The 25,803-nt window shown below is 71.9% G+C and carries 25 protein-coding genes; 17 read left to right on the top strand and 8 right to left on the bottom strand.

Annotation, left to right across the window (positions count from 1 at the left end; translation table 11 throughout):
* Positions 1–62: 62 nt before the first annotated feature.
* Positions 63–1,109, bottom strand: coding sequence for a glycosyltransferase family 2 protein (locus tag FBZ33_RS24280; RefSeq protein ID WP_221629506.1), 1,047 nt, complete (start codon positions 1,107–1,109; stop codon positions 63–65).
* A 158-nt stretch (positions 1,110–1,267) separates the two neighbouring features.
* Between FBZ33_RS24280 and FBZ33_RS24275 the strand changes: the two genes are divergently transcribed.
* A complete protein-coding gene (locus tag FBZ33_RS24275; RefSeq protein WP_141910801.1) occupies positions 1,268–1,906 on the top strand; it encodes a cyclase in 639 nt (212 codons plus the stop codon).
* Positions 1,903–3,072, top strand: a complete 1,170-nt coding sequence (locus tag FBZ33_RS24270; protein WP_141910800.1) for a zinc-dependent alcohol dehydrogenase — start codon at positions 1,903–1,905, stop codon at positions 3,070–3,072. The genes FBZ33_RS24275 and FBZ33_RS24270 overlap by 4 nt, the downstream gene beginning before the upstream one ends.
* A 69-nt stretch (positions 3,073–3,141) precedes the next feature.
* On the opposite strand, the gene FBZ33_RS24265 is transcribed toward FBZ33_RS24270, so the two are convergent.
* A complete protein-coding gene (locus FBZ33_RS24265; protein WP_141910799.1) occupies positions 3,142–4,389 on the bottom strand; it encodes a cytochrome P450 in 1,248 nt (415 codons plus the stop codon).
* Between the two features lie 160 nt (positions 4,390–4,549).
* On the opposite strand from FBZ33_RS24265, the gene FBZ33_RS24260 reads away from it, so the two are divergent.
* Complete coding sequence (locus FBZ33_RS24260) at positions 4,550–4,951, top strand: hypothetical protein (protein ID WP_141910798.1); 402 nt, start codon at positions 4,550–4,552, stop codon at positions 4,949–4,951.
* Between the two features lie 58 nt (positions 4,952–5,009).
* On the opposite strand, the gene FBZ33_RS24255 is transcribed toward FBZ33_RS24260, so the two are convergent.
* Positions 5,010–5,228 (bottom strand): DUF397 domain-containing protein, encoded by a 219-nt coding sequence (locus tag FBZ33_RS24255; RefSeq protein WP_030336536.1) that lies wholly within the window; start codon positions 5,226–5,228, stop codon positions 5,010–5,012.
* Positions 5,229–5,297: 69 nt separating this feature from the next.
* Here FBZ33_RS24255 and pepN point away from each other — a divergent pair, with 69 nt between their 5' ends.
* Positions 5,298–7,814 (top strand): aminopeptidase N, encoded by a 2,517-nt coding sequence (gene pepN / locus FBZ33_RS24250; RefSeq protein ID WP_141910797.1) that lies wholly within the window; start codon positions 5,298–5,300, stop codon positions 7,812–7,814.
* A gap of 85 nt (positions 7,815–7,899) precedes the next feature.
* On the opposite strand, the gene FBZ33_RS24245 is transcribed toward pepN, so the two are convergent.
* Together FBZ33_RS24245 and FBZ33_RS24240 are read right to left on the bottom strand one after the other, a co-directional pair.
* On the bottom strand, positions 7,900–9,114 hold the full coding sequence (locus FBZ33_RS24245; protein ID WP_141910796.1) for an FAD-dependent monooxygenase: 1,215 nt from the start codon (positions 9,112–9,114) through the stop codon (positions 7,900–7,902).
* A 152-nt stretch (positions 9,115–9,266) separates the two neighbouring features.
* Positions 9,267–9,983, bottom strand: coding sequence for a PadR family transcriptional regulator (locus FBZ33_RS24240; RefSeq protein ID WP_141910795.1), 717 nt, complete (start codon positions 9,981–9,983; stop codon positions 9,267–9,269).
* Positions 9,984–10,246: 263 nt separating this feature from the next.
* Here FBZ33_RS24240 and nadD point away from each other — a divergent pair, with 263 nt between their 5' ends.
* From nadD to FBZ33_RS24210, 6 genes are all read left to right on the top strand, one after another.
* Positions 10,247–10,843, top strand: coding sequence for a nicotinate-nucleotide adenylyltransferase (gene nadD, locus FBZ33_RS24235; protein ID WP_141910794.1), 597 nt, complete (start codon positions 10,247–10,249; stop codon positions 10,841–10,843).
* A gap of 110 nt (positions 10,844–10,953) precedes the next feature.
* The gene (gene rsfS, locus FBZ33_RS24230; protein ID WP_088949720.1) at positions 10,954–11,361 is read left to right on the top strand and encodes a ribosome silencing factor; all 408 of its coding nucleotides are present in this window, start codon (positions 10,954–10,956) and stop codon (positions 11,359–11,361) included.
* Positions 11,358–12,017 carry a histidine phosphatase family protein gene (locus tag FBZ33_RS24225; protein ID WP_141910793.1) on the top strand — a complete coding sequence of 220 codons (660 nt, stop codon included), beginning with the start codon at positions 11,358–11,360 and terminating at the stop codon, positions 12,015–12,017. Before rsfS ends, FBZ33_RS24225 begins: the two co-directional genes overlap by 4 nt.
* Before the next feature lie 48 nt (positions 12,018–12,065).
* Positions 12,066–12,920, top strand: a complete 855-nt coding sequence (locus tag FBZ33_RS24220; protein WP_141910792.1) for a DegV family protein — start codon at positions 12,066–12,068, stop codon at positions 12,918–12,920.
* 4 nt (positions 12,921–12,924) lie between these two features.
* A complete protein-coding gene (locus FBZ33_RS24215; RefSeq protein WP_141910791.1) occupies positions 12,925–13,698 on the top strand; it encodes an SDR family NAD(P)-dependent oxidoreductase in 774 nt (257 codons plus the stop codon).
* 220 nt (positions 13,699–13,918) lie between these two features.
* Positions 13,919–14,293 carry a VOC family protein gene (locus FBZ33_RS24210; protein WP_141910790.1) on the top strand — a complete coding sequence of 125 codons (375 nt, stop codon included), beginning with the start codon at positions 13,919–13,921 and terminating at the stop codon, positions 14,291–14,293.
* Between the two features lie 80 nt (positions 14,294–14,373).
* Here FBZ33_RS24210 and FBZ33_RS24205 read toward each other — a convergent pair whose 3' ends face one another.
* Positions 14,374–14,697, bottom strand: coding sequence for a hypothetical protein (locus FBZ33_RS24205; RefSeq protein WP_141910789.1), 324 nt, complete (start codon positions 14,695–14,697; stop codon positions 14,374–14,376).
* Between the two features lie 243 nt (positions 14,698–14,940).
* Here FBZ33_RS24205 and FBZ33_RS24200 point away from each other — a divergent pair, with 243 nt between their 5' ends.
* The 4 genes from FBZ33_RS24200 (at position 14,941) to FBZ33_RS24185 (ending at position 19,874) form a co-directional block, all read left to right on the top strand.
* Positions 14,941–15,804, top strand: coding sequence for a ComEA family DNA-binding protein (locus FBZ33_RS24200; RefSeq protein ID WP_141910788.1), 864 nt, complete (start codon positions 14,941–14,943; stop codon positions 15,802–15,804).
* Entirely contained in the window at positions 15,801–18,209 is a 2,409-nt protein-coding gene (locus FBZ33_RS24195; RefSeq protein ID WP_141910787.1) for a ComEC/Rec2 family competence protein, read from the top strand. The genes FBZ33_RS24200 and FBZ33_RS24195 overlap by 4 nt, the downstream gene beginning before the upstream one ends.
* Before the next feature lie 265 nt (positions 18,210–18,474).
* On the top strand, positions 18,475–19,455 hold the full coding sequence (holA, locus tag FBZ33_RS24190; RefSeq protein WP_141912918.1) for a DNA polymerase III subunit delta: 981 nt from the start codon (positions 18,475–18,477) through the stop codon (positions 19,453–19,455).
* The gene (locus FBZ33_RS24185) at positions 19,452–19,874 is read left to right on the top strand and encodes a hypothetical protein (RefSeq protein ID WP_088949713.1); all 423 of its coding nucleotides are present in this window, start codon (positions 19,452–19,454) and stop codon (positions 19,872–19,874) included. Before holA ends, FBZ33_RS24185 begins: the two co-directional genes overlap by 4 nt.
* Positions 19,875–20,067: 193 nt before the next feature.
* Here FBZ33_RS24185 and rpsT read toward each other — a convergent pair whose 3' ends face one another.
* The gene (gene rpsT, locus FBZ33_RS24180) at positions 20,068–20,337 is read right to left on the bottom strand and encodes a 30S ribosomal protein S20 (RefSeq protein WP_141910786.1); all 270 of its coding nucleotides are present in this window, start codon (positions 20,335–20,337) and stop codon (positions 20,068–20,070) included.
* A 383-nt stretch (positions 20,338–20,720) separates the two neighbouring features.
* Complete coding sequence (locus FBZ33_RS24175) at positions 20,721–21,707, bottom strand: phosphotransferase family protein (protein WP_141910785.1); 987 nt, start codon at positions 21,705–21,707, stop codon at positions 20,721–20,723.
* 61 nt (positions 21,708–21,768) lie between these two features.
* On the opposite strand from FBZ33_RS24175, the gene FBZ33_RS24170 reads away from it, so the two are divergent.
* The 3 genes from FBZ33_RS24170 to FBZ33_RS24160 all read left to right on the top strand — a co-directional run bounded on the left by FBZ33_RS24170 (position 21,769) and on the right by FBZ33_RS24160 (position 25,438).
* The gene (locus FBZ33_RS24170) at positions 21,769–22,305 is read left to right on the top strand and encodes a DUF4240 domain-containing protein (RefSeq protein ID WP_110562678.1); all 537 of its coding nucleotides are present in this window, start codon (positions 21,769–21,771) and stop codon (positions 22,303–22,305) included.
* 116 nt (positions 22,306–22,421) lie between these two features.
* Positions 22,422–24,299, top strand: a complete 1,878-nt coding sequence (gene lepA, locus FBZ33_RS24165) for a translation elongation factor 4 (protein WP_088949710.1) — start codon at positions 22,422–22,424, stop codon at positions 24,297–24,299.
* An 854-nt stretch (positions 24,300–25,153) separates the two neighbouring features.
* The gene (locus FBZ33_RS24160) at positions 25,154–25,438 is read left to right on the top strand and encodes a GlsB/YeaQ/YmgE family stress response membrane protein (RefSeq protein ID WP_099857898.1); all 285 of its coding nucleotides are present in this window, start codon (positions 25,154–25,156) and stop codon (positions 25,436–25,438) included.
* Positions 25,439–25,803 lie beyond the last annotated feature (365 nt).

Genomic DNA, 25,803 nt, shown 5'->3' with positions numbered 1-25,803 from the left:
CGCCAATCCCGACAGCTCGCGGCCACCTCGGTGACCGCGAGCTGTCGCGTTGCGGGGTGCCGTCAGTGGCGGCGGCGTCGCAGGGCGCGGGTCGGGTGGGCGGCCCGGCGGATTCGGGTGTCGCCGTAGCGGACACCGCCAAAGAGGAACCGCTGGCCGACCGCGAGCCAGCCGCATACGCCGCGCTCCAGCAGCCAGACCGGAGCCGCCAGCGCCGTCGCCGCAGGGAAGACCGCGGTGCCGCCGGCGCGACGGCGACCCAGCTCGGCGAGGGCCACGGTGCCGGCCGCCGCGCCGAGCACCAGCGCGGGCCGCCGGGCCGCGACCGCCGCGGCCAGCGCCGGCAGGACCGCGAGCGAGGTCAGCAGGCGGGCTGGCTGGGCCAGATCGTCGTACGCCTGACGGACCCGTTGCCCGCGGAAGTGCGGGGCGTCCGGAGGCAGCCGGCGTACGTAGAGCCAGGCCGGAGCCGCCTCGGTGCCGTCGTTCGCGCGCAGGGTGCGGATCAGCTCCAGGTTCTCGAAGAGCACGTCCGGGTCGTAGCCGCCCATGGCGAGGAAGGTGCTGCGACGCACCGCCAGGGTCCCCGGGTAGTCCGCGCCGAGCGCCCTGTTGAGCAGCGTCCGACCGGTGTCCCACCAAGCGTGCCAGGGCAGCGGGTCGAAGTAGTTCTGCGGTCGCACCAGGTCGACTCGGTCCAGCAGCCGGTGCACGGCGGTCAGCCCGGCCTCGTCGTACCGGACGTCGTCGTCGGCGATCACCACGTGCTCGTGGCCTGCCGCGCGCACGCCGGTGCGTACGCCGAGCACCTTGCCGTTGAGCCCGCGAGCGGTGGCGTCGGGCGGGAGGTGCCGCACCAGCCCCCGCCAGGCGTCGGCGTGCCGTGCGAACAGGTCCGGTGCGGAGCCGTCGACCACGATCACGTCCACCCGGTCGGCCAGCCACCGCAGGTAACCGGTCAGCTCGGCCAGGCCGGTGTCGGCGTGCCAGCGCAGCGGCAGCACGTACGTCATCGGCAGTCGGACCGGCGCCGTGCCGGCGCGGTCGTCTTCGACACCCCACCCGCGCGCGGCGGGCCGGGCGTCACCAGCTGGGCTGAACAGGGACATCGACGGGCTCCTCGGCAGGACAGCGGTGAACCGGTGGCTGAGCAGCACGTGCCCGCAATCCCGCTGATCAAACGGACGTGTTGTTTCGACCGCCCGACGCCGGGTAGCGCTGCCGGATAGAGCTGTCCATGCCCGGACGTCCGGGCGGAGGAGGCGAGATGACCAACAACGGAACGAGATGGGCGGTGGTCGGCGTCACCGCGGTCACGGCGGTCGGTGTGGGCCGGGCGGTGGCTCGCCGTCGGCACCGGCATCAGCCGGAGCGGCAGGACGGCTGGTACGTGGTACGGCGCGGGGTGACCGTGGACCGGCCCCGGGATGAGGTGATCGGCTTCTGGACCGACCGGGACCGGCTGGACCGCGCGCTGGCCGGGTGGGCCACCCTGGAGCAGCTCGACGACCGGCGCTGGCGGTGCGTGGCTCGCGACCGGGCCGGCGGCGACACCGAGTGGCGGGCGGAGATCACCGTCGACGGGCCCGGCACGCTGCGGTGGCGGGTCGAGGACGGGCCGGTGCCGCAGGAGGGGCGGATCGAGCTGGCCGACGCACCCCAGGGCCGGGGCACCGAGATCCGCGCCGAGCTGCGGTACCGCTCGGGCCCGGTGCGCCGGGTGTTGGGCCTGATCGGTGGGGACGACCCCGATCTGGCGCTGCGGGACGCCCTGCGGCGGGTGAAGTCGCTGATCGAGTGTGGCCAGGTGATGGACACCCGCGACGACCCGTCCGGCCGGAGCCCGAGGCAGGAGAAGGCGACCGACAAGGTCCGGGAGAAGCTGATGACGGGAGGCCGGGCGTGAGGGCACTGTGTTGGGAAGGCGTCGGCAAGCTGGCGGTGCGGGACGTGCCGGAGCCCAGAATCCGCGCCGAGGGGGACATCATCGTCCGCGTCCGGGCCAGCAGTGTCTGCGGCTCCGACCTGCACCTGATCAACGGGTACCTGCCGGCGATGCGGGAGGGCGACATCCTCGGCCACGAGTTCATGGGCGAGGTGGTGGAGACCGGGCCCGGCGTACGACAGCACAAGGTTGGTGACCGCGTGGTGGTCGGGTCGGTGGTCGCCTGCGGTGGCTGCTGGTACTGCCGCACCGAGCAGTACTCGCTCTGCGACAACTCCAACCCCCAGCCGGTGTTCACCGAGAAGCTGTGGGGGCACTCACCGGCCGGCATCCTCGGCTACTCGCACGCCGCCGGCGGCTACTCGGGATCGCACGCCGAGTACATCCGGGTGCCGTTCGGTGACGTGGGTGCGTTCAAGGTGCCTGACGGGGTGCCGGACGACTCGGTGGTGTTCGCCTCCGACGCGATGCCCACCGGGTGGATGGCAGCGGACTTCTGTGGGCTCACCGGTGGCGAGGTGGTCGCCGTCTGGGGCGCCGGCGGCGTCGGGCAGATGGCGGCCCGGTCGGCGCAACTCCTCGGCGCCGAGCGGGTCATCATGATCGACCGGTTCCCGGACCGGCTCGCCACGGCGGCCGAGCGGGTCGGCGTCGAGACGATCAACTACGCGGAGACGGACGTGCTGGAGGCGCTACGGGAGCTGACCGCCGGCCGTGGGCCGGACGCCTGCATCGAGGCCGTCGGCATGGAGTCACACGACGTCGGACCGACCTACGCGTACGACCGGACGAAGCAGGCGGCTCGGTTGCAGACCGACCGGCCGACCTCCGTACGCCAGGCGATCATGGCCTGCCGTAAGGGTGGCACGGTGAGCATCGTCGGGGTGTACGCCGGTCTGGTGGACAAGTTCCCGCTCGGCGCGGCCATGAACAAGGCCCTGGTGCTGCGGATGGGGCAGATGCACGCGCAGCGCTACATCCCGATGCTGCTCGACCGACTCGCGGCCGGCGAGATCGACCCCGGCTACCTGGCCACCCACCCGATCTCCCTGGAAGAGGGCGCACACGGCTACGAGCTGTTCGAGAAGAAGCAGGACGGCTGTCTCCGCAGCGTGCTGCACCCCTGACCCGCTGGGCGCGCCGCCTCGCCGGTCACCCCGAACGACCGGCGAGGCGGGGCCAGGCGGTGCTGAGCGTCAGGCGGTGCGACGGATGTTGGTGAGGGTCAGGCCGAGGGGCGGCAGCGCCGGCATCCGGTGCAGGTCCAGGGCCAGGTCCTGGACGGGCACGTCGTAGCGCATGGTGCTGGTCAGGTTGGTGACCGCCCGCTTCATCAGGTCGATGGTGATCCACTCGCCTGCGCAACGGTGCCCGGCCCAGTGGTCACCGCCGCCCTGCGGGATCAGCTCGAACGGGTCCACGCGTCGGTTGGCGAACCGCTCCGGCCGGAACAGCTCCGGTTCCGGCCAGAGGGCCGGGTGGTGGTTGGTGCCGTACAGGTCGAGCAGGACCCGTCGCCCCTGGGGAAAGTGGTGGCCCTGCCAGTCGAAGGAATGCCGGACCCGGGCTGCCGCCATTGGGAAGAACGGGTAGTAGCGGCGTACTTCCTGGACGAAGTTCTCGGTGGCCTCGCCGTCGCCGCGGACCCGTTCCCGCCAGCCCGGATGGTCGTGCAGGGCGAGCGCGGCGAACGCGATGTACTGGTCCACGGCGACCACCGGCCGCAGCACGTTGAGCAGTTCCACAGCCGCGACCCGGCGGGGGAGCAGCCGGCCCTGCCGGTCGCGGTGTTCGGCGATCACGGCCAGGGCGCTGCCGGGCGGCGCCGGAAAGAGACCGATCCGGGTCCGCTCGATGAGGTCGCCGAGCCAGCGTTCGGTGCGACGACGGGCGAGCCGTCCCCGCCAGTGCCGGGGGCCGACCGCCGCCGGAGCCTCGATCATCGAGTGCAGCTCGACGGCGCGTCGTTCGACCTGGGACGTGGGCAGCGGCACCCCCGCCCAGGCGCAGACCACCCGGGTCAGCAACCGGCCGAGCTCGTCGTAGAGCGGCAGCGGCCCGGCGGCCTCCCAGGCGGGGATCCGCGCCTGCCACTCGTCGTCGAAGAGTTGGCCGAGTCGCCGGATGGCGGTCGGCGTCATGATCGACATGAACATGGCCTTGCGGTCGGCGTGCTCCGGCCCGTCCAGCCCCTGCACGCCACGCCGACCGGTGAGGGTCCGCTGTACCCGCAGCGGCATGGCGGTCGCGCGCTGGAAGCGGTCGTTGTCGTAGAACAGCACCGCCGCCGGCCGGCCGCGCAGGCAGATGGTCGGGGCGAGCAGGATCCGGGTCTGGAAGACGTCGCTGCCGTACCGCTCGCAGCGTTCGCCGATGAACCGGTAGCCGGCGCGGAGCAACGCGAGGGTGCTGTCCGGGCTGCGGTCGGCCGGCATGGTGGCCATCGGGTCTCCTCACGCGCGGGTGTGGCCGGGTCGCCACCGGCCGGCTGCGTCTACCCCCGTGACGGCCGCTGAATCCCCGCGCCGACGGCACGCCGGCTGGCCCCTCCCAGGGGCAGCGGAACCTGGTTTGCTGCTGGTGGGGCAACCACGGGGAGGGCGGATGCGCGACAACACATCACCGCACTGGCGGCAGCGACGAACTGTCGGGGCACTGGGCGGAGGCCGCGACGCGCGGCCACTCATCGGGCCGCCCCGGCGGCCCACCCGGCCACACCGCTTCTTCACCGTGCACCTGGGCTTCACCGCCCCCAGCGTGGTCGAGGCACGCGAGCTGGCCGTGGCATACGCGGAGGCGCTCAACCTGCTCCGCCCGGAGGTGGCGCTCGGGGCGGCGGCCCTGTCACCGGCCGATGCCTGGCAGCGGGCCGAGCGGCTGTTCTGCGGTGCGCTCGGCCCGGACGGCGAGCGCTGCGTCGACGTGGCCGATCACCCCGGCTTCCACCACGCCCCGGGCCCCGGCGGTCTCGGCTGGGGCGACGGCGACGGCCCCGCCCGTGACTGACCGCCAACCCGGGGTCGCCGGTCCCGGGTCGACGGCCACCGCCCGCCGTTGGGCACGATCAGTCCAGGTCAAACTCGCCGTCCTGCGCGCCGGCCACGAACGCGTCCCACTCGGCCTGCGTGAAGACCAGCACCGGCCCGTCCGGCTCGGCCGAGTTGCGCATCCCGATCAGATCGTCGACGAAGGCGACCTCTACGGCGCTGTCGGAGGTGTCCCCTTCGGCCCGCTGCCAGACCGCCCGAGAGAGGTCGAAGTCGCCCTTGGGGTGCTGCGCCATTGTTCTTTCCTCCAGTGCCGAGGGTCGTGTGGTGACCGGGTGCCGATCCCCATCGGGCAGGATAAGCGGATGCCGAGCCTGACCCGTGTAGAGGCGACCGCGCGTGGCGCGGCGATTACTGTCGAGTCCTATCAGGTGGACCTCGACCTGACCGGTGGCACCGAGCTGTTCCGCTCCCGCGTCGAGATCCGGTTCCGGGCGACCGCAGGCACCGCGACCTTCGCCGAGGTCAAGCCTGCAAAACTGCTCGGCGTACGCCTCAACGACCGCGACCTCGACCCCGGTCTGCTCACCGACAACCGGCTGCCGCTCGACGACCTGCTCGCGGACAACACGCTGGTCGTCGAGGCGGAGATGGCGTATTCCAGGACGGGCGAGGGGATGCACCGCTTCGTCGACCCGGCCGACGGCGAGACCTACCTCTACGCGATGTCCTTCCTCGACAACGTGCAGCGCATCTTCGCCGCGTTCGACCAGCCCGACCTCAAGGCACCGTTCACCCTCTCGGTGACCGCTCCGCCGGAATGGACGGTGTCCGGCAACGCCGAGGTGGCCGCCAATCCCGCGCCCGGTCGTTGGGAGTTCGCACCGACCGCGCCGCTGGCCACATACTTCTTCTCGCTGATCGCCGGTCCGTACCACGTCCGGCGGGCCGAGCACGACGGCGTGCCGCTGGGCATCTACTGCCGCCGGTCGCTCGCCGAGCACCTGGACGCGGACGCCGAGGAGATCTTCACCGTCACCCGGCAGTGCCTGGACCGGTTCCACCAGCTCTTCACCGAGCGCTACCCGTTCGGCAAGTACGACCAGGCGTTCGTGCCCGAGTTCAACGCCGGCGCGATGGAAAACCCGGGCATCGTCACCTTCCGCGACGACTACGTGTTCCGCTCGGCAGTCACCGACAGCCAGCGCGAGCTGCGGGCCACGACCATCGCGCACGAGATGGCGCACATGTGGTTCGGTGACCTGGTCACCATGCGCTGGTGGGACGACCTGTGGTTGAACGAGTCCTTCGCGGAATACCTGGGCACCCGGGTCACCGCCGAGGCGACCCGCTTCGACCAGGCGTGGACCACCTTCGCCATGCGCCGCAAGGCCTGGGGTTACGCCGCCGACCAGCGCCCCTCCACCCACCCGGTCGCCCCGGACGAGGTGGCCGACACCGACGAGGGCCTGCTCAACTTCGACGGCATCTCGTACGCCAAGGGCGCCAGCGTGCTCCGGCAACTGGTCGCGTGGCTCGGTGACGAGGCGTTCCTCGCCGGCCTGAACGCGCACTTCGCGGCGCACCGCTTCGGCAACGCCACCCTCGACGACCTGCTGGCCAGCCTCTCCACCGCCAGCGGGCGGGACCTGTCCGGTTGGGCCGAGCTGTGGCTGCGCCGGCCACAGGTCAACACCCTGCGCGCCGAGGTCGCCGTAGATGCCGACGGCCACTACGCCGAGGTGGCCGTGGTGCAGACCGCGTCCGCGCCACACCAGGTGCTGCGCCCGCACCGCATCGGCGTGGGCCGCTACTCGATGGACGGCACCGTCGAGCGCGACGAGGTGGACATCGACCCCGCCGCCGACGGTGGTCGCACGGTGCTGGGTGAGCTGACCGGCGCCCCAGCGGCCCGGCTGCTCCTGCTCAACGACGGTGACCTCAGCTTCGCCAAGGTGCGCCTCGACCCGGCGTCGGCGGACGCCGTTCCGCTGGTGCTGCCCGGGCTGACCGACCCACTTGCGAGGGCGGTGCTCTGGAGCGAGGCGCTGGACGCGGCGACCGACGGGGAGCGGCCGGTCACCGGCCTCGTCGAGCTGATGGTCGCCGCGCTGCCGGCCGAAACCGAGGTGATCATCGCGGAGGACGTGCTGACCCTCAGCCGGTCGCTGATCGACCGCTATCTCGACCCACTGGCCCGGTCCACGGTGCTGGCCCGGGTCGCCGGGGCGTGCCAGCGGCTGCTCGACGGTGCGCAGGCGGGGGAGTCGCTGCAACTCGCCGCAGCCCGCGGCTGGATCGCCGCGACCACCGACGCGGACCTGCTCGTCGGCTGGCTCGCCGGTCGGGACGTGCCGTCCGGTCTGAAGGTCGACGCGGAGCTGCGCTGGGCGGTGCTGCGCCGGCTGGTGGTGCTCGGCGCCGCCGGCGAGGCGGAGATCGCCATCGAGGCAGCCGCCGACAACAGCTCCACGGGGGCGGAACGGGCCGCCCGCTGCCGGGCCGCCCTGCCCGACCCGGCCGCGAAGCAGGCAGCCTGGGAGATCATCGTGCGGGACACCGAGCTGTCCAGCCGGCCGTTGGAGGCGACCGCCGAAGGGTTCTGGCAACCCGAACAGGCCGAGCTGACCGCCGCGTACATCGATCGGTACTTCGCGGACATGCCGGCCGCCGCGCGTCGGCGTACCCCCTGGACGGCCGACCGGGTCGCGACCCTTGCGTTCCCCCGCTATGCCGTGGCGCAGCCGACCCGGGAAGCGGCCGCGGCGCTGCTGGCCAGCGACGACCTGACCCCCGGCCTACGCCGGGTGGTGACCGACGCCGACGACGACCTGCGCCGCGCGCTGGTCGCCCGAACGGCGGTGGCCGCCGCGTCCGCATAGGGCTGGTTGGGCGCGGGGTCCGGGACGGGCGAACCCCCGATTCCCGGACCCCGACTCGATCAGGAAGTGCTCCCGCGCCCGTAGCTCAGCGCAGCGCGGGCTCCGCCGTGACCGGCGCGTCCCAGTCGATGACGTACCGCTGCTCGTGGGCGATCGTCTTCTCCGGGTCCATCGCGGTGCGCACCAGCAGGGGCATCAGCAACGGCATCAGCGTCCGGCCGACAGGCCCCGGCGCCTTGGTGTGGTTGATCCGCGCCGCGCGGGCGGCGACCTTCTCCACCCGGGAGCGGCGGAGCCGGTCGAACGCGGCGAACGCCGACGCCACGTCCGGTAGGTCACGCAGACAACGGGCGAGCTGCACCGCGCTCTCGATGGCCAGTGACGCGCCCTGCCCGGAGCTGTTCGACGGTGCGTGCGCCGCATCGCCGACCAGCACCATCCGACCCCGGTGCCAGTGCGGCACCGGCGGCATGATCTGCAACGCCCCGACCACCTGGAGCTCGTCCGCCGTGCTGGTCGCCATCAGCTCCCGGCCCGGGCCGTCGTCGCCGTAGGTGTCGCGCAGCGTGGCCAGCCACTGCGTCGACGGCACCGTGCGGGCCTCGACCAGGCTCATCGGCCGCTGGTACGGCAGGTTGGCCCCCCACCGGGTGCCACCGCCCGGCTCCGACCAGTAGAGGTAGTAGCCGCGGCGCCCGAACGCGAACGTCATAGTGCCCGGCTCCGCATCCACCTCGTGCCGGGCCACCGCCTCGAAACCGAGCAGGCCGGTGAACCGGGGGCCGGGCGCGGCCGGGTCGATCAGGCCGCGAACGGTCGACCGGATGCCGTCGGCACCGATCAGGACGTCGGCGGTGGCGGTGCTGCCGTCCTCAAAGCGGGCGGTCACGCCGCTCTCCGACTGCTCGGCGTCGACCAGCCGCTTGCCGTACGCGAAACCGACCCCCTCGGCGACCGCCTGGTCGTGCAGGGCCCGATGCAGCTCGGCGCGGTGCACCACGCGCAGCGGTGGCACTCCGCTCAGCGTGGGCAGGTCGATACGGCGTCGGCCGACCGCCATCACGCTGCGCGTGATCGGGGTGGCGGCCGCCGTCACCACCTGGTCCGCGCCGACCGTACGTAGGGCCGCCACGCCGTTGGGCGCGAGCGCTAGGGTGCCGCCGATGCCGCCGACTCCGCTGGCGGTGGCCGGGTACGCCTCGTGGACGGTCGCCGTGATGCCGGCGCGGCGCAGTGCGAGTGCCGTCACCGGTCCGGCGATGCCGCCGCCGATGACGATCGCGGTTCGTACCGTGGTCATGCTCTTCTCCCTGAGGTGTGTGGTCGCGTGCGACCGACCTGGGAGGGAGCCCGGTTATCCTTGGTTGCCGCTTCGGGCCGGGCGCCTTCCCAGGCATCGGTTCGGGGTAAGGGCTCCGGCGGGGTGTTGGCGCACCCCGCCGGAGCCGTTCTTCAGTCGGCTGCCCGGCTGCTGGTTGTCGGGGTGCTGGCTTTCTGTGTGGTGTCGGCGCGTTCGGCGGTGGCTTTCGCGGTGGTGGTTCTCTCAGACAGTTCGGTCAGCTCCGCGGGCATCTCGCCGGTCTCGTGGAAGGCCCGCCAGGTGTCCAGCCCCGGGTAGCTGCCCGAGGTCAGCTCCGCGAGCAGCCCGCGCAGCCAGGAGGCCTCCGCGCCGCGCATGGCGAGGTCGTACTCCGACTCCACCAGGAACAGCCGCGGAACCTCCCGCAGGTGCGCGTCGAGCGCTTCCCGGTCCTGGCGGATCGTGTCCTCCAGCAGGTCGAGCCGTTGCCGCAGCAGGGCGGCAGCCTCGTCGGGATGCAGGGCGGCGAGAACGGACAGGCCGGCTCGGAAGCGGGGATGCTCGGGCATCGGCGTGGAGACCAGCTCGCGGGCCCAGTCGACCAGCTCCGCCCGCCCCGCATCCGTGATGCGGTAGACGGTGCGTTCCGGGCGCCGACCCTCGCGGACGCTCTCCACCGCTTCGATCATGCGGTGTTTGTCCATGTTGCGGATCACCGTGTAGAAGGACCCCCACTTGAACTCCATGTCCTGGTCCTTGCCCCAGGCACGCAGTGCGGTGGCGATCTCGTACGGGTGCATCGGCCGCTGGACCAGGGCAGACAGCACGGCCAGCGCCAGCAGGTTGCCGACCTTGCGCCGCTTCTGCACGACGTCTCCTCTGCTCGCTGACGATTACTCGTAGACGAGTATATGCCCGCGCTGGCTTCGCCCGCGACCCCCACGCGGCGACCCCTCACGCGACGCCCTCAATGCGGCGACCCTTCACGCGACCCCCGTGTTACCCCGCGAGGTGACCACCATCACGCCGCCGAGCCGAGTCGTCTGCCCGGCAGACTGCCATCCGGTGGGCTGACGTGCGCCCGATGCCGGGCCCCAACGGCGCCCCACGACGTCCGGCCTACGATCACGGGGTGGAGGAAGACATCCGGCGGATCGGGATCATGGGTGGCACCTTCGACCCGATCCACCACGGGCACCTCGTCGCGGCCAGTGAGGTGGCGGACCGGTTTGGTCTTGACGAGGTGGTTTTCGTCCCCACCGGTCAGCCGTGGCAGAAGGCTGACGAGCCGGTCAGCCCGGCCGAGGACCGGTACCTGATGACGGTCATCGCCACCGCCTCCAACCCCCGCTTCCAGGTCAGCCGGGTCGACATCGACCGCAGTGGTCCCACGTACACGGTCGACACCCTGCGTGATCTTCAGGCCGAGTACGGCCCCAAGGTGCAGCTGTTCTTCATCACCGGCGCGGACGCGTTGCAGCGCATCCTGTCGTGGAAGGACCTGGACGAGATCTTCGAACTGGCCCACTTCGTCGGGGTGACCCGGCCCGGCTTCCAGTTGACCGACAAGCACCTTCCGGCCGACACCGTCAGCCTGATCCAGGTGCCCGCGATGTCCATCTCGTCGACCGACTGCCGCGCTCGGGTCGCCCGTGGTGAGCCGGTCTGGTATCTGGTGCCCGACGGTGTGGTGCAGTACATCGCCAAGCGGCGCCTCTATCAGGCCTGATCACGCCCGGTATGGACCGGTCTGTGCGCTTAACCGACCAGAACTGACCGGTCGGGGTGTCGCCGGGTATGAGACGCTTGGAGGATCGCACGCTTGATCTAAGGAGAACGGTGACAGTTTCCGAACGCGCTCACGAGCTGGCTATCGCGGCTGCCCAGGCCGCTGCCGACAAGAAGGCGCAGGACATCACGATCATCGACGTCGGCGACCAGCTCGCCATCACCGACGCGTTCGTGCTCGCCGCCGCCCCCAACGAGCGTCAGGTGCTGGCCATCGTCGACGCCATCGAGGCGAGCCTGCTGGAGCTGCCGGAGAAGGCGAAGCCGGTGCGGCGCGAGGGCGAGCGTGGCGGCCGTTGGGTGCTGCTCGACTACGTCGACATCGTGGTGCACGTCCAGCACACCGAGGAGCGCGAGTTCTACGCGCTCGACCGGCTCTGGAAGGACTGCCCCACCATCCCGTTCGTCGACCGCGACCTGGTCGAGGCCGACGCCAGCGGGTCCGCCGCAGCAGAATGACCCGGCTGATCGTCTGGCGGCACGGCAACACCGACTGGAACGCTGCCAACCGCGTGCAGGGGCAGACCGACGTACCCCTGAATGAGCTGGGCCGCGACCAGGCGCGCGCCGCCGCCCCGCTGCTCGCGGCGCTGCGGCCCGACGCGATCGTGTCCAGCGACCTGAGCCGCGCCGCGGAGACCGCTGGCGCGCTCGCCGCGCTGACGGGGCTTCCGGTGCGCTCTGATGCCCGGCTGCGCGAGCGGCACTTCGGTCAGTGGCAGGGTCTGCACCTCACCGAGGTCGCCGAGCGCTTCCCGGAGGAGTACGCGCGCTGGCGGGCCGGTGACCCCGATCCGGGTGCGGACCTGGAGCCTCTGCACGGCCTCGGCGAGCGGGTCGGCGCCGCGTTGCAGGAAGCGGCCGACGCGGCACCGGGCGGCACCGTGGTGATCGCCACCCACGGTGGTGGCTCCCGGCAGGGCATCGGCCACCTGCTCGGTTGGGACACCAGCGTGCTGCGCACCATCGGCTCCCTGGCCAACTGCCACTGGAGCGAACTGCGGCACGACGACCGTGCGCCGGCTGTCGGGCGTCCGCAGGACGTCCGGGGCTGGCAGTTGCGGGCGCACAACGTCGGCCTGGTCACCGCCCCGGTCGTCGTCGACGCGATCTGAACGCTTCCGCCTCGTCGTTCGACCTCTCGATCGGCTAGCGTGCCGGGCATGCCCGTCGCGGTTGTCATCGACTCCACCGCCTACCTTCCGCCCGAGCTGAAGCAGGCGCACCGGCTGACCGTCGTTCCGTTGACCGTCGTGCTCAACGGCGCGGAAGGGCTGGAGGGGGTGGAGACCCAGCCGGCCGACGCCACCCTGGCGCTGAGCGCCCGGCGGGTCACCGCGACCACCTCCCGGCCGGCACCCGAGCAGTTCGCCCGCACGTACCGCCGACTGCTCGACGACGGTGCCGACGGCGTCGTCTCGGTGCACATCTCCGCCGCACTGTCCGGCACGGTGGAGGCGGCCCGGCTCGCCGCCGCCGAGTTCGACGGCCGCGTCGAGGTCGTGGACAGTCGCTCCACGGGCATGGGGCTCGGCTTCCCGGCCATCGCGGCAGCCACCGCCGCCCAGGCGGGCGCCGACCTGACCGGGGTACGCGACGCGGCGCTCGCCGCCGTCGCCCGCACGACCGTCTGGTTCTACGTTGACACGCTGGAGTTCCTTCGCCGAGGCGGCCGGATCAACGCCGCCGAGGCGCTGCTGGGGACCGCCCTGTCCGTCAAGCCGATCATGCACATGCCGGACGGGGCGATCGTGCTGCGGGAGAAGGTCCGCACCGCCAGCCGTGGAGTGGCCCGTCTCGTGGATCTGGCCGTCGAGGCGGCCGGGAACGACGATGTGGATATCGGTGTGCATCATCTGGCCGCGCCGCAGCGAGCCGAGGCGTTGCTCGCCGCGCTGACCGGACGGTTCGGTGACCGGCTGCACGACACGTACGTCTCCGAGGCGGGTGCGGTCGTCGCCGCGCACGCGGGCCCAGGTCTGGCCAGCGTGGTCGTCCACCGCAGGCCGGCCGGCTGAGCCGATGGCGACGTCCTGTGTGGTCACCGGCGGTGGCCGTGGTGTTGGCCGGGCCGTGGTGGAGCGCCTGGTGGCGACCGGTGTCACGGTCGTCATGCTGGAGCGCGACGCGGACGCGGTCGACTGGCTGACCGGGCACCCGGCGGCCGACCGGCTCGTCGCCGTGATCGGCGACGCCGCCGACGAGCAGGTGGCCGAGCACGCCGCCGAGCTGGCCGAACGCGCCGCGCCCCTGTCCGGCTGGGTGAACAACGCGGCGGTCTTCCGCGACGCCGCCCTGCACTCCGCCTCCGCCGACACGGTGCTGGAACTGATCGAGCTGAACCTACGCCCGGCAGTGGTGGGCGCCGCGGTGGCCGTACGCCGGTTCCTGGCCCGGGCCGCCGGCGGCGCGATCGTCAACGTCTCGTCGCACCAGGCCCGCCGGCCGGTGTCAGGTGCCTTGCCGTACGCGACGGCGAAGGCCGCGGTGGAGGGGCTGACCCGGGCGCTGGCCGTCGAGTACGGGAGGCACGGAATTCGTGCCAACGCGGTCGCGCTCGGTTCGATCGCCACCGAGCGGCACGCCGACTTCCTGGCCGCGCAGGAACCCTCCCAGGCCCAGTGGATCGACGCCGAGCTGACCCGGCTGCACCCGGTGGGGCGCATCGGGCGGGTCGACGAGGTGGCCGAGGCCGTCGCGTACCTGCTGTCCCCCGCGGCGAGCTGCGTCAACGGGGTGGTCCTGCCGGTGGACGGGGGACGGGCCGTGCTCGGCCTCGACCCGGAGGCCCGCTGACGGCGTACCCGTCGGGTAGCCTGGTTGCGCGCCCCAGATGGGCCTACCCCCCGGAGGTTCTGGCTACTTCAGCCACCACGCCGAGATCGACGCGATACACGCGTCTCTCGTGCGGGATCCGGGGCGTCGGTGCCCTCGGGGCGTCGTCATCGGTGTGGCTGGCTGAGCGCTGTGGGCTTCCGGTCGGGTCTTCGGATCAACCGGGAAGAAGACGGTACGCATGACAGTCACGTTCAACCACACCATCATCGCCACGAAGGACAAGCAGGCTTCGGCCGCGTTCTACCGGGAGTTGTTCGAGCTGCCGGAGGCGCCGTCGTGGGGGCCGTTCGTCAACGTCCTACTGGACGAGGGTGTGCTGCTCCAGTTCGCCGAGCCGCCGGTGGACATCCAGATGCAGCACTACGCGTTTCTCGTCGACGACGAGTTGTTCGCCCGGTGCCTGGCGTTCGTCCAGGGGCGGGGCATCACGTACTGGGCCGACCCGCAGCTGAAGCGGGAGGGCGAGACCAACACCGAGCACGGTGGGCGGGGCTTCTACTTCATGGACCCGGCGGGCCACGCCATCGAGATCATCACCCGGCCGTACGTGTAGCGAGCGGCGTCGAGGACGGGTGTCGGCTCTGGTGGTCTGTCCACCCGAGCCGGCGCCACCTTCCCTACGACGACGCCCCGCTAGAACGCTTCGCCGGCTACGCCGCTGTAGCCGCATAACCCGTGCTGCCGAGCCAGTTCGTAGATGCCATCGAGGTGGCTGAGCATGCCCACCGGAAGCGTGAGCAGCACGTACTTTGCGGCATCATCGGGCGCATCGGCAAGGTCGTATTCGTCCGGTTCGAGGACGTCCACCAGATCGGGCCAGCGCGACAACAACTCGCTGCGGAAGCGGGTGAGGTCGGGGTGCGGTTCGAGGGCGTCGGTCTCCCCGTCGGCCAGGCCGTCGTAGACCTCACCGGGGTCGCCCACGCTGACCTTCCAGAACGCGAAATCACTGCTCACGCCGATGCTCCCTGGTCAGACACACGTACGCGGCCGGACGGTCACCCGGCATGCCGTACGACCGCGATTGCGACGCGCTCAGTCAATTCCTCAGGCGGGCGAATTCGTGCGGTGGAACTGGTCCGTGCCGCGTGCCCATAGCAGATTGAGGCATGATCAGGGCGTTGTCCACACTGGCACCGCTTGTCCACAGGGCGTAGGCCAGCCGCCCCGCTGCGGCGGTCGTCGCCTTAGCGTCGCATCGTGTCGCACGACGAGGAGACAGAGGTACGCCAACGCCTGCGCCGGCTGACGGAGGCGGTTCTCGCACCGCTGCCCGGGTCTGAGACGCCGCGCGGGGACGTAGCCCAGTTTGGCGCGCCGTCGCCCCTGGTCGGCGCACCACTCGCGGGCGTACCCCCGGTTGGCGGGCTGCCACTCCTGCCCGCTGCGCCGCTGGCGGAGCCGGCACCGGCCGGCCCTGCGGTCCAGCCTGGGCCGCGGCTGCCCGGGCCCGGGGCGTTCGACCCCGGGCGGCGCGGCGTGCGGGCGCTGGCGGTCGTCGCCGTCGTGGTGGTGTTGGGCGCGGCCGGCTGGGCCTGGCGGTCACGCCCGCAGTCGGAACCGGTCGCACCGCTGGTCAGTGTGGCCGCGTCTGCCGCACCGCCGGACGATCCCAGCGCGTCCGGCTCCGGCGAGCTGGTGGTGGCGGTCGCGGGGAAGGTTCGCAAGCCGGGGCTGGTGCGGTTGCCGGCCGGGTCCCGGCTCGCCGACGCGGTGCAGGCGGCTGGCGGCGCGCTGCCCGGTGTCGACGTGGCATTGCTCAACCCTGCCCGCAAGGTCACAGACGGTGAGCTGATCGTGGTCGGGGTGACACCACCGCCGGTGCCGGATGGTGCGGCCGGGCCACCCGGCGGTGCCGCCGGGCCCGCCGTCGGGCCGTTGAACCTGAACACCGCCACGTTGGCCCAGCTCGACGCGCTGCCCGGGGTCGGGCCTGTCCTCGCCCAGCGGATCCTCACCCATCGGGACCAGCACGGTGGGTTCAAGGCCGTCGGCGACCTGCGCCAGGTCGACGGGATCGGCGATGCGCGGTATGAGCAGCTCAAGGACCTGGTGACGGTGTGAGCGGCGGTGCCTCGAGGCCGTCGGACGGTGTCGGTGTCGTGCCAGCCGAGACCTCCCCGCCGGACCTGCGGCTGGCCGGGTTGGCGGTGGCCGCCTGGCTCACCGCGCTCGCCGGCCTGCACCTCGGCGCCGGCCCACTTCTGGCGGTCACCGTGGCGGCGGCCGGCGTGACGACGGCGGGCGCCCTGCACCTGCTCGGTGGCCTCGGCCATCCCCGGGCCGCTGTCCGCCGCTACGGCTGGATCGCCGTCGCGGTCGGCCTCGGCGTGGTCTGCGCAGGAGCGGCCACCGCAGCCCGGCTCGCCGTCCGCGACGCACCGCCGATCCGTGCCCTGGCCGAACAGCGCGCTTCGGTCACCGCCGACCTGGTGGTCCGGGACGATCCGCGTCCGATCCGCAGCGCCGGTCGGCCCGGCATGCTGCTGGTGTCGACGGAACTGATCCGGCTCACCGGCCCGGACGGCCGACGCATAGACGCGTCGGTGCAGCTGCTCGTCCTGACGACCGACCCGGCCTGGCGGGGCCTGCTGCCCGGGCAACGGCTCACCGCCGACGGCCGGCTCGGCGTTCCGCGCGGTGGTGACCTCACCGCGGCGGTGCTCAGCACCGACGGCCCTCCGGAGCGGCACGGTGCGTCGTCCTGGGCGCAGCGCGCCGCCGGGACGCTGCGCGCCGGCCTGCAGCGAGCCTGTGCACCGCTGCCCGACGATCCGGGTGGGCTGCTGCCGGGTCTCGTGGTGGGGGACACCAGCCGACTGCCACCTGCCGTCGAGGAGGACTTCCGCGCCACTGGGATGACACACCTCAACGCCGTTTCGGGAAGCAACGTGGCAATTGTCGTAGGCGCGGTGCTGCTGCTGGCCCGGTGGGCGCGGGCCGGCCCGTGGCTCGCCGCCGGGCTCTGCGGGGTGGCGCTGGTGGGCTTCGTCATCCTGGTCCGGCCGTCACCGAGCGTCGTACGGGCCGCCACGATGGGGGCGATCGGGCTGGCAGCGCTGGCTGCCGGTCGTCCTCGTGCCGCGCTGCCCGCGTTGGCCGCCGCCGTCACCGTGCTGGTCCTGGTGGACCCGGAGCTGGCCGGTGATCCCGGTTTCGCGCTCTCCGTGCTGGCTACCGGTGGCCTGTTGTTGCTCGCGCCGCGCTGGCGGGACGGGCTGCGGCGGCGAGGTGTGCCGCCCGGCCTGGCGGAGGCGCTGGCCGTGCCGGCGGCGGCGCAGCTGGCCTGCGGGCCGGTCGTCGCCGGCATCTCCGGCACGGTCAGCCTGGTGGCGGTGCCGGCCAACCTGCTGGCGGTGCCAGCCATCGCGCCGGCGACCGTGCTGGGCGTGCTGGCGGCCATGATGTCGCCGATCTGGCCGGGCGGCGCCGAGTTCCTCGCCTGGCTGGCGAGCTGGCCGGCCTGGTGGCTGGTGGTCATCGCCCACCAGGGTGCCCGCTTGCCGGGTGGCACCCTGCCGTGGCCGGGCGGGGTGCCGGGCGCCCTGCTGTTGACCGCGCTGACCGTCGCGCTGCTGATCGCGGTGCGCCGGCCACTCGTACGGCGACTCGTGGCGGTCGTCGGCGTCGCCTCGGTGCTCGGTGCGCTTCCGGTGCGGCTGGTGTTCGCAGGCTGGCCGCCGCCGGGTTGGGTGGTGGTGGTCTGCGCCGTCGGTCAGGGCGACGCCGTGGTGTTGCCAGTCGCCCCCGGTCGGGCGGTGGTGGTGGACGCCGGTCCGGAACCCGGGGCGGTGGACGGTTGCCTGCGCCGGCTCGGCGTACGGGAGGTGCCGCTGCTGGTGATCAGCCACTTCCACGCCGATCACGTGGGTGGAGTGGCCGGGGTGTTCCGGGGGCGGCGAGTCGACGCCGTGCTGGTGCCGTCCTCGACTGACCCGGACAGCGGTCGGGACGTGGTTCGGGCGGCGGCGACTGCCGGACGGGCCGCGTCGTTCACCACGGTGTCCGGGGCCCGCCATCCGATCGGGGACGTCGACCTGCTGGTGCTCGGCCCGCCGTACCCGCTGGCCGGCACGAGGTCCGATCCGAACAACAACTCGTTGGTGCTGCTTGCCACGGTGGCCGGGGTGCGGATCCTGCTCCCCGGAGACGCGGAGACCGAGGAGCAGCACGCGATGGTGGCGCGGGCCGCCCCCGGTCAGTTGCGGGCGGACGTGTTGAAGGTCGCCCACCACGGTTCGGCGTACCAGGACGTCGGTTTCCTCGACGCGGTGCGGCCCTCCGTCGCGCTGGTGCCGGTCGGCACCGGCAACACCTACGGACATCCGAGCCCTGGGCTGCTCGCGCGATTGAGCAGGGGCGGCGTCCGGGTGCTGCGTACCGACACCGATGGCGACCTCGCGGCGGTTCGGACCAGCCACGGACTGGGTGTGGCCCGGAGAGGTGTCCCAGTGGGCCGGCGACCCTGAGCCGACGGCGGGGAGGTGCTGATCGACTCCGGGTTGCTGATATCGCGGTATGAACAGCTGTCCGACAGCGCGATATCGCTGATCCCGCGTGGATCAACTCATGCGGGCGTTCCGGTGCGGCCCAGGCCGCCGTCAGGGCTGAAGATGCGGGTAAATTGCGGATTGGATGGGGAATTGAGATAGATGTCGGGATTTGCGCTGTGTGCGGGCTGCGCCGACCAAGCAGCGAATGAGCAGGCACGATCCCGAGCCGGGCCGTGCGAATATGGGCGGCGTGACCCCCGCCAGCCTCGCCCCCATTCTGCTCGTCCTCGGTGACGAGGAGCTGCTCGCCACGCGCGCGGTCACCGAAGCTGTCGCGAAGGTTCGCGGTGTCGACCCCGAAGCGGACGTCCGCGAATACCAGGCCAGCGCGCTCACCGTCGGCGAGATCGCCGAGATGCTCAGCCCGTCGCTGTTCGGTGGACGGCGGCTGCTGATCCTGCGCTCCGGTCAGGACGCCCGCAAGGATCTGGTCGCCGCACTGCTCGCGTACGCGAAGAACCCCGACCCGGACGTCCAACTGCTGGTGCTGCACCTGGGCGCCGCCAAGGGCAAGGCGTTCGCCGACGGGCTGCGGGCAGCCGGTGCGACTGTCGTCCCGGCGGCCAAGCTCAAGGGGCACCGCGACCGGCTGGCCTTCGTCCGTGACGAGATCCGCCGAGCTGGCGGAAAATGCACCGACGACGCCGCCGAGGCGCTCATCGCGGCGGTCGGCAACGATCTGCGCGAGCTGGCCGCCGCCTGTTCCCAACTGATCGCCGACACGGACGGGCGGATCAGCGCCGACACGGTCTCCCGTTACTACCGCGGCAGGGTCGAGGTGACCGGCTTCACCGTGGCGGACGCCACCATGGTCGGCGACGTGCCGGCGGCGCTGGAGGCACTGCGCTGGGCCCTGCACGTCGGGGTCGACCCGGTGCCCATCGCCGACGCCCTGGCCGACGGGGTACGCACGGTTGCCCGGGTGGCCTCGGCTGGGCGAGGCAACCCGTACCAGCTCGCCAGCAGCCTCGGGATGCCCGCGTGGAAGATCGAGCGGGCGCAGCGGCAGGGGCGTGGTTGGACCCCGGAGGGCCTGGTCCGGGCCATGCAGGTCGCCGCCGAGTGCAACGCGGCCGTCAAGGGTGGCTCCGACGACCGGGCGTACGCCCTGGAGCGTGCGGTCTTCTCCGTCGCCGCGGCCCGGCAGGGCAGCACCAGGTGACGGGGGCGAACCGCCCGGCCTGGGCCACCATCCCCGTGGACGAGGAGCGTTACCGGCCGCTCTACGCCCGACTCCTCGGCCTGCGGTTCGTCAACCCCGGCGGCGTGCTGTGCTTCCTCTTCTTCGAGGGCACCATCGCTCTGGCGGTGCTGCTCGCCCTCGCCGAGCTGGTCACCTGGTGGGCGGTGCTGGTGCTGCCCGTCGTGGTGGCGGCGATGGTCAAGCTCAACGACATGGTGGCCGCGATCGTGGTCCGTTCCGCCGCGCTCGTGCCCGAGCAGGAACGGGACCGGTTCCGACGGCAGATGGAGCCGGCGGTCGGCCGAGCCCAGGTGGAGTGGATCTCGCACAGCGTCACCGGCGTGGTGATCACCGCGGATTCGGTGCCGCCCGCCCGCCGCCCCGACCCGTCAGACTGAGCCCGACCCGTCAGATCGAGCGCTGGTCGGTCGGATCGAGCGCTGGCCCGTCCGACTCAGCGCGGCTCGGCGGATTGAGCGTCGGCCCGTGACATTGAGCCGTCTGGTCTGCGGGCACGACACCGGCCTGCGGACACGCGGAAGCCCCGGGCCTGAGCCCGGGGCTTTCCGAATCGGTCTGACGGTTGAGTCGTCAGGCGGCGGAGAGCGCACCCGCGCGCTTCGCGATCGCGGACTTGCGGTTCGCGGCCTGGTTGGAGTGGATCACGCCCTTGCTGACGGCCTTGTCCAGCTTGCGAGAGGCGTCCAGCATCAGCGCGGTGGCCTTCTCGACGTCACCGGCCTCGGCAGCCTCGTTGAACTTCCGGACGGCGGTCTTCAGCGACGACTTGACCGACTTGTTGCGCAGCCGGGCCTTCTCGTTCTGCCGGTTGCGCTTGATCTGGGACTTGATGTTCGCCACGCGACAGCCTCGTCTTGATAGCTCGGGTTGGTCAGCTTGTGCGCTGGATGACGAACATGCGTCACCGCTGCGCGAAGAGCCAGGTTACCAGGTCGCCCGGGACGAGCCAAAACGGCTCGGCCTTCGCGCGGACGGACCCGGCCCGTCGACCACCAGATTACGCCCTCGACCGTTACGGCGGCTCACCCCCAGCCCGCGTCGCGCCCAGGTCAGGCCACGTCACCGTCAGGCCGCGTCACCGTCAGGCCAGCCCGCCGCCAGGCCGCGTCACCGCCAGGCCAGCCCACCGCCAGGCCGCGTCACCGCCAGGCCAGCCCGCCGCCAGGCCGCGTCACCGCCAGGCCGCGTCACCGCCAGGCCAGCCCGCCGCCAGGCCGGCCGGCTCACCGCCAGCCCTGGCGGCGGGCCAGCCAGTCGAGGGACTGCTCGCCACTCCACCGCTGGTGGGCGGGCAGGTGCGGCGAGGCCGTCGGCGGCGCCGCAGCAGCACCGGTGAGGTAGTAGCCGGCCAACGCGGCCAGGGTCGCGTCCAGCGCGTCCGGGGGCGCGCCGACGGTCGTCGGGTGCGTGGCGAAGAGCCGGTCCGCGTCCAGCCCGCTGGCGTACGCGGTGAGCAGCAGGCCGGCCAGGTCGAACCAGGCCGGGCCGGAGCAGACCCACGTCCAGTCGCAGAACCAGGCTAGGCCGTGCCCGTCAATCAGCACGTTGTCGACCCGCAGGTCGCCGTGGATCAGGCTGGTCGCCCCGGCGGCGTACCGGGGGAGGCGGGACTCCAGCGCCACCAGTTCGGCCAGGCGACCCTGCGCCAAAGCGGGCAGTGGTGGGGCCGGCTCGCGCCCGGCGGCGACCTCCTCCCACCAGAGGATGTCCGAGCGGGCCAGGTCCGACAGCTGCGGCAGGCCGAGCGCGGTCAGCTCGACCGGGGGGTCGGCCAGGGCGGCGGCGACCTGCGCGTACCCGGCGAGGGTGGCGTCCAACTCGGCGGGCACCCAGGGCAGACGCGGGGTGTGACCGTCGACGGCGTCGGTGCAGAGCACGAACCAGCCAGCTTCGGACAGGGTCCACCGAGGGCGGGGCGCCGGCAGGTCGGCCGGCAGCCGATCCAGGATCGCGGCCTCCCGGGCGTACCACTGGACCAGATGCGGTTGCTCGGCGGCGGGTGCCGCCTTCACGAAGGCCCGGCCACCGTCGGCGGTGTGGAGCACTGCGGCGAAGCCGCGGGTGAAGCCCGCACCCGCGACCCGGGCGGTGACCACCGGCGCGCCCAGCCGGTCGGCGACCGCGGCCCGCAGCGCCGCCGGCAGCGTCGGCCACGACGGGCGCAGCGCACTCGCGTGGTAGGGCACCGGCGGCAGCGGGGGAGGAGACACCACACCATGCTGCCCCGGGGTACGTGCGCGACGCGCGGCGACACTGCCAGACTGCCAAGCCATGAGGACCGAGGACTTCTGGCAGCTGATCGACCAGGCCCGAGCGGGCGGTGGGGGAGAGCCCGGGCCCGTCGCCGCGCGGGCGGTCGCGCTGCTCGCCGAACGCGACCCGGAGGACATCATCGGGTACGCCCGGCACCAGACGAGGGTGCTGGCCGCCTCGCACAAGGCGGATCTGTGGGGTGCGGCGTACCTGATCAACGGCGGCGCTTCCGCCGACGGCTTCGAGCACTTCCGGGGCTGGCTGATGACCCAGGGTCGGGCGGTCTTCGCCCGGGCGGTCGCCGAACCGGACTCGCTGGCCGAGTTGCCCCAGGTGCGGGCGGCCTCGCTCAGCGGCGAGGAGTTCTCCGCCGAGCAGATGCTGTCGGTGCCCTGGGACGCGTACCGAAAGGCCACCGCGACCGAGTTGCCGGCGGACCGCGACCCGGTGCGTACGCCGGACCTCAACGACTTCTGGGACTTCGACGACGAGGAGGAGGCCCGCCGACGGCTGCCCCGGCTGGCCGCGCTCTTCGTCGAACCGCCGATGGAGTGAGGGGTCCTCGGGCCGATCCATCGCCCGCGCAGCGGGCGTGCCCCGGCGGCGTGGGAACATAGAGGGGGTCGGCGGCGCGCCGGCCTGTTCACGTCAGCCGACCAGAACGGACCGCTGTGCCACCGAAGCTCGATCCCGGCGCGAACGCCCCTGGTTCCACCGACCCCGGTCGCATCCGGAACTTCGGCATCATCGCCCACATCGACCACGGGAAGTCGACCCTGGCCGACCGGATGCTGCAGCTCACCGGTGTGGTCGACCCCCGGCAGATGCGCGCCCAGTACCTGGACCGGATGGACATCGAGCGCGAGCGCGGCATCACGATCAAGAGCCAGGCCGTTCGCATGCCGTGGACCATCCGCGAGGGCGAACGGACCGGCGAGCACGCGGTGCTCAACATGATCGACACCCCGGGGCACGTCGACTTCACGTACGAGGTGTCCCGGTCCCTGGCCGCCTGCGAGGGCGCCGTGCTCCTGGTCGACGCCGCGCAGGGCATCGAGGCGCAGACCCTGGCCAACCTCTACCTGGCCCTGGAAAACGACCTGCGCATCATCCCAGTGCTCAACAAGATCGACCTGCCGGCCGCCCAGCCGGAGAAGTACGCCGAGGAGCTGGCCCACCTCATCGGTGGCGACCCCGCCGACTGCATCCGCGTCTCCGGCAAGACCGGCGAGGGCGTGCCGTACCTGCTCGACGAGATCGTCCGGCAGTTCATTCCGCCGGTCGGCGACGCGGCGGCGCCCGCTCGGGCGATGATCTTCGATTCGGTGTACGACGTGTACCGCGGCGTCGTCACCTACGTCCGGGTCATCGACGGGCGGATCAGCGCCCGGGACCGGATCAAGATGATGTCCACCGGCGCCGTGCACGAGCTGCTGGAGATCGGCGTCATCTCGCCCGAGATGGTCAAGGCCGAGGCGCTCGGCGTCGGCGAGGTCGGCTACCTGATCACCGGTGTGAAGGACGTCCGGCAGTCCCGGGTCGGTGACACGGTCACCATCAACAGCCGGCCGGCGGCCGAGGCGCTAGGTGGTTACAAGGACCCGAAGCCGATGGTCTACTCCGGCCTCTACCCGATCGACGGGTCCGACTACCCCAACCTGCGTGAGGCTCTGGACAAGCTCAAGCTCAACGACGCCGCCCTGGACTACGAGCCGGAGACCTCCGGTGCGCTCGGCTTCGGCTTCCGTTGCGGCTTCCTCGGCCTGCTCCACCTGGAGATCATCCGAGAGCGGCTGGAGCGCGAGTACAACCTCGATCTGATCTCCACCGCGCCGAACGTCGTCTACCGGGCGATCACGGACGACGGCGAGGAGATCGTCGTGACCAACCCGAGCGAGTACCCCACCGGCAAGATCGCCGAGGTGTACGAGCCGGTCGTGCGGGCCACCGTGTTGACGCCCAACGACTATGTGGGCGCGGTGATGGAGCTCTGCCAGGGCCGGCGCGGCAACCTGCTGGGCATGGACTACCTCTCCGCCGACCGGGTGGAGCTGCGCTACACGCTGCCCCTCGCGGAGATCATCTACGACTTCTTCGACCAGTTGAAGAGCCGTACCAAGGGCTACGCCTCGCTCGACTATGAGCCCACCACCGAGCAGGCGTCCGAGCTGGTGAAGGTGGACATCCTGCTGCACGGCGAGCCGGTGGACGCGTTCAGCGCCATCGTGCACAAGGACAAGGCGTACAACTACGGCGTCACCATCGCCGCCAAGCTCCGTACCCTGATCCCGCGCCAGCAGTTCGAGGTGCCGATCCAGGCGGCCATCGGCAGCCGGGTCATCGCCCGGGAAACCATTCGGGCGATCCGCAAGGACGTGCTCGCCAAGTGCTACGGCGGCGACATCAGCCGTAAGCGCAAGCTGCTGGAGAAGCAGAAGGAGGGCAAGAAGCGGATGAAGATGGTGGGCCGGGTCGAGGTCCCACAGGAAGCCTTCATCGCCGCGCTCTCCTCCGACTCCGGCGACGGCAAGGCGGCCGGGAAGAAGTAGCAGCTCCCGCGGCGGGTCCGCCGGCGCGTTGCTTGCGTGGTGGGCGCTCTTGTGCGGTGGGGTGCTCTCGCGTGGTGGGGTGCTCTCGGTTCGTGGGGTGGTCTCGGGTGGCGCGGCCTTGCGCGGGGCGCCCGGCGTAACCGAAGTCCACAGCCCACCCACTCGGCTTCATGAAAATCGCGGTATCCGGGGCTGCTCGACACCCCGCCTTCCTGCAACCCGAGTCGATCAAGAAGCGTCGAGCAAGCCGAGAGTGAGCAGCTGGAGCTCCGCTGTCGGCGCACTGCGTGCGGGCGTGGCCGAGATGTACCCGCTTTCAGGGGCGCTGCCGCCAGCAGATGTGTTCCGGCAGCGTTCGCCTGGGCCACACCGTTCGCCTGTGCCGCATCGTTGGCTCAGCTCGGCGCTAGATCCACTCGGCTTCCAGGAAGTCGGGGTGTCAAAGGGTCGGCGATACCCCGACGTCCCGAAACGCGAGTCGACCGGCCACCGCCACCGCGCCGGCCACTGGGTTCGGCCACCGGCCCGGGGCACGCCACCGGCCACCGGCCCGGGGCACGCCACCGGCCACCGGCCCGGGGCACGCCACCGGCCACCCCCACTGGGCCCGGCCACCGGCACCGGCCAGTGCCGGCAAGAAATTTCTTGCGCTGTCGCAGAGCACCGGGGGTGACCAGATAGGGCTCCCACCTGTGTGGATGCGCTCCCACGCGCAACCGACGCAGCTCCGGGCATTGACGTCTGGCGCTGCTGTCTGAGGTGAGTCGGTTTGGATTTTCGGAGGGTCGGGCAATTAGTGGTCACGACAGGAAGCACACGCTTGTGTGTCAGACATTCTTTGAAGGAGGGTGGCCGTGGAGCTCACCGTGTGGGGCATCATCACTGCGATCGTTGTTGGTCTCATCGTCGGCGCGCTTGGCCGCCTGGTTGTTCCGGGTCGGCAGAACATGCCGATCTGGCTGCACCTGTTGATCGGTGTGGGTGCGGCTCTGCTGGGCACCGTGCTGGCGCGGGCCATCGGCATCGCGACCGAGACGAGCGGTATCGACTGGGCCGAGCTGCTGGTGCAGGTCGTGGTGGCTGCGATCGCGGTCGCGCTGGTGGCAGGTGTGGGTGGCCGCCGCCGCGTGACCCGCTAACACCGAGCAGCACCCCGTACCACTGCTAGATCTTCGATGGGCGCCCGACCGACAGGTCGGGCGCCCATCGGCGTTCCTCCTGTTCGGAGGGTGGTTGGCTCTTCGGATCGTGGCCGGCCGTAGGCCTGGTTCGCCAGCTCGGCCGGTCGAGCCGCCGTGATCGACTCGGGTTCAGGGAAGTCGGGGTGTCCCAGGGCCTCCGATACCCCGACTTCAAGGATTCCGTGTTGATCATGTCGCCAGCGGCGGCGCCGGTAGGCCGGGGACCGCCGCCAGGTCGCGGACCTCGGCAGGACCTCGGCAGGACCTCGGCAGGACCTCGGCAGGACCGCGTCCGTTCGGCGATCGGCGATCGGCGGAACGTG

The organism is Micromonospora sp. A202 (assembly GCF_006715105.1).
Taxonomy (GTDB): domain Bacteria; phylum Actinomycetota; class Actinomycetes; order Mycobacteriales; family Micromonosporaceae; genus Micromonospora; species Micromonospora zamorensis.
Note: the sequence above shows the minus strand (reverse complement) of the source record. Positions and strands in the feature narration are given on the sequence as shown.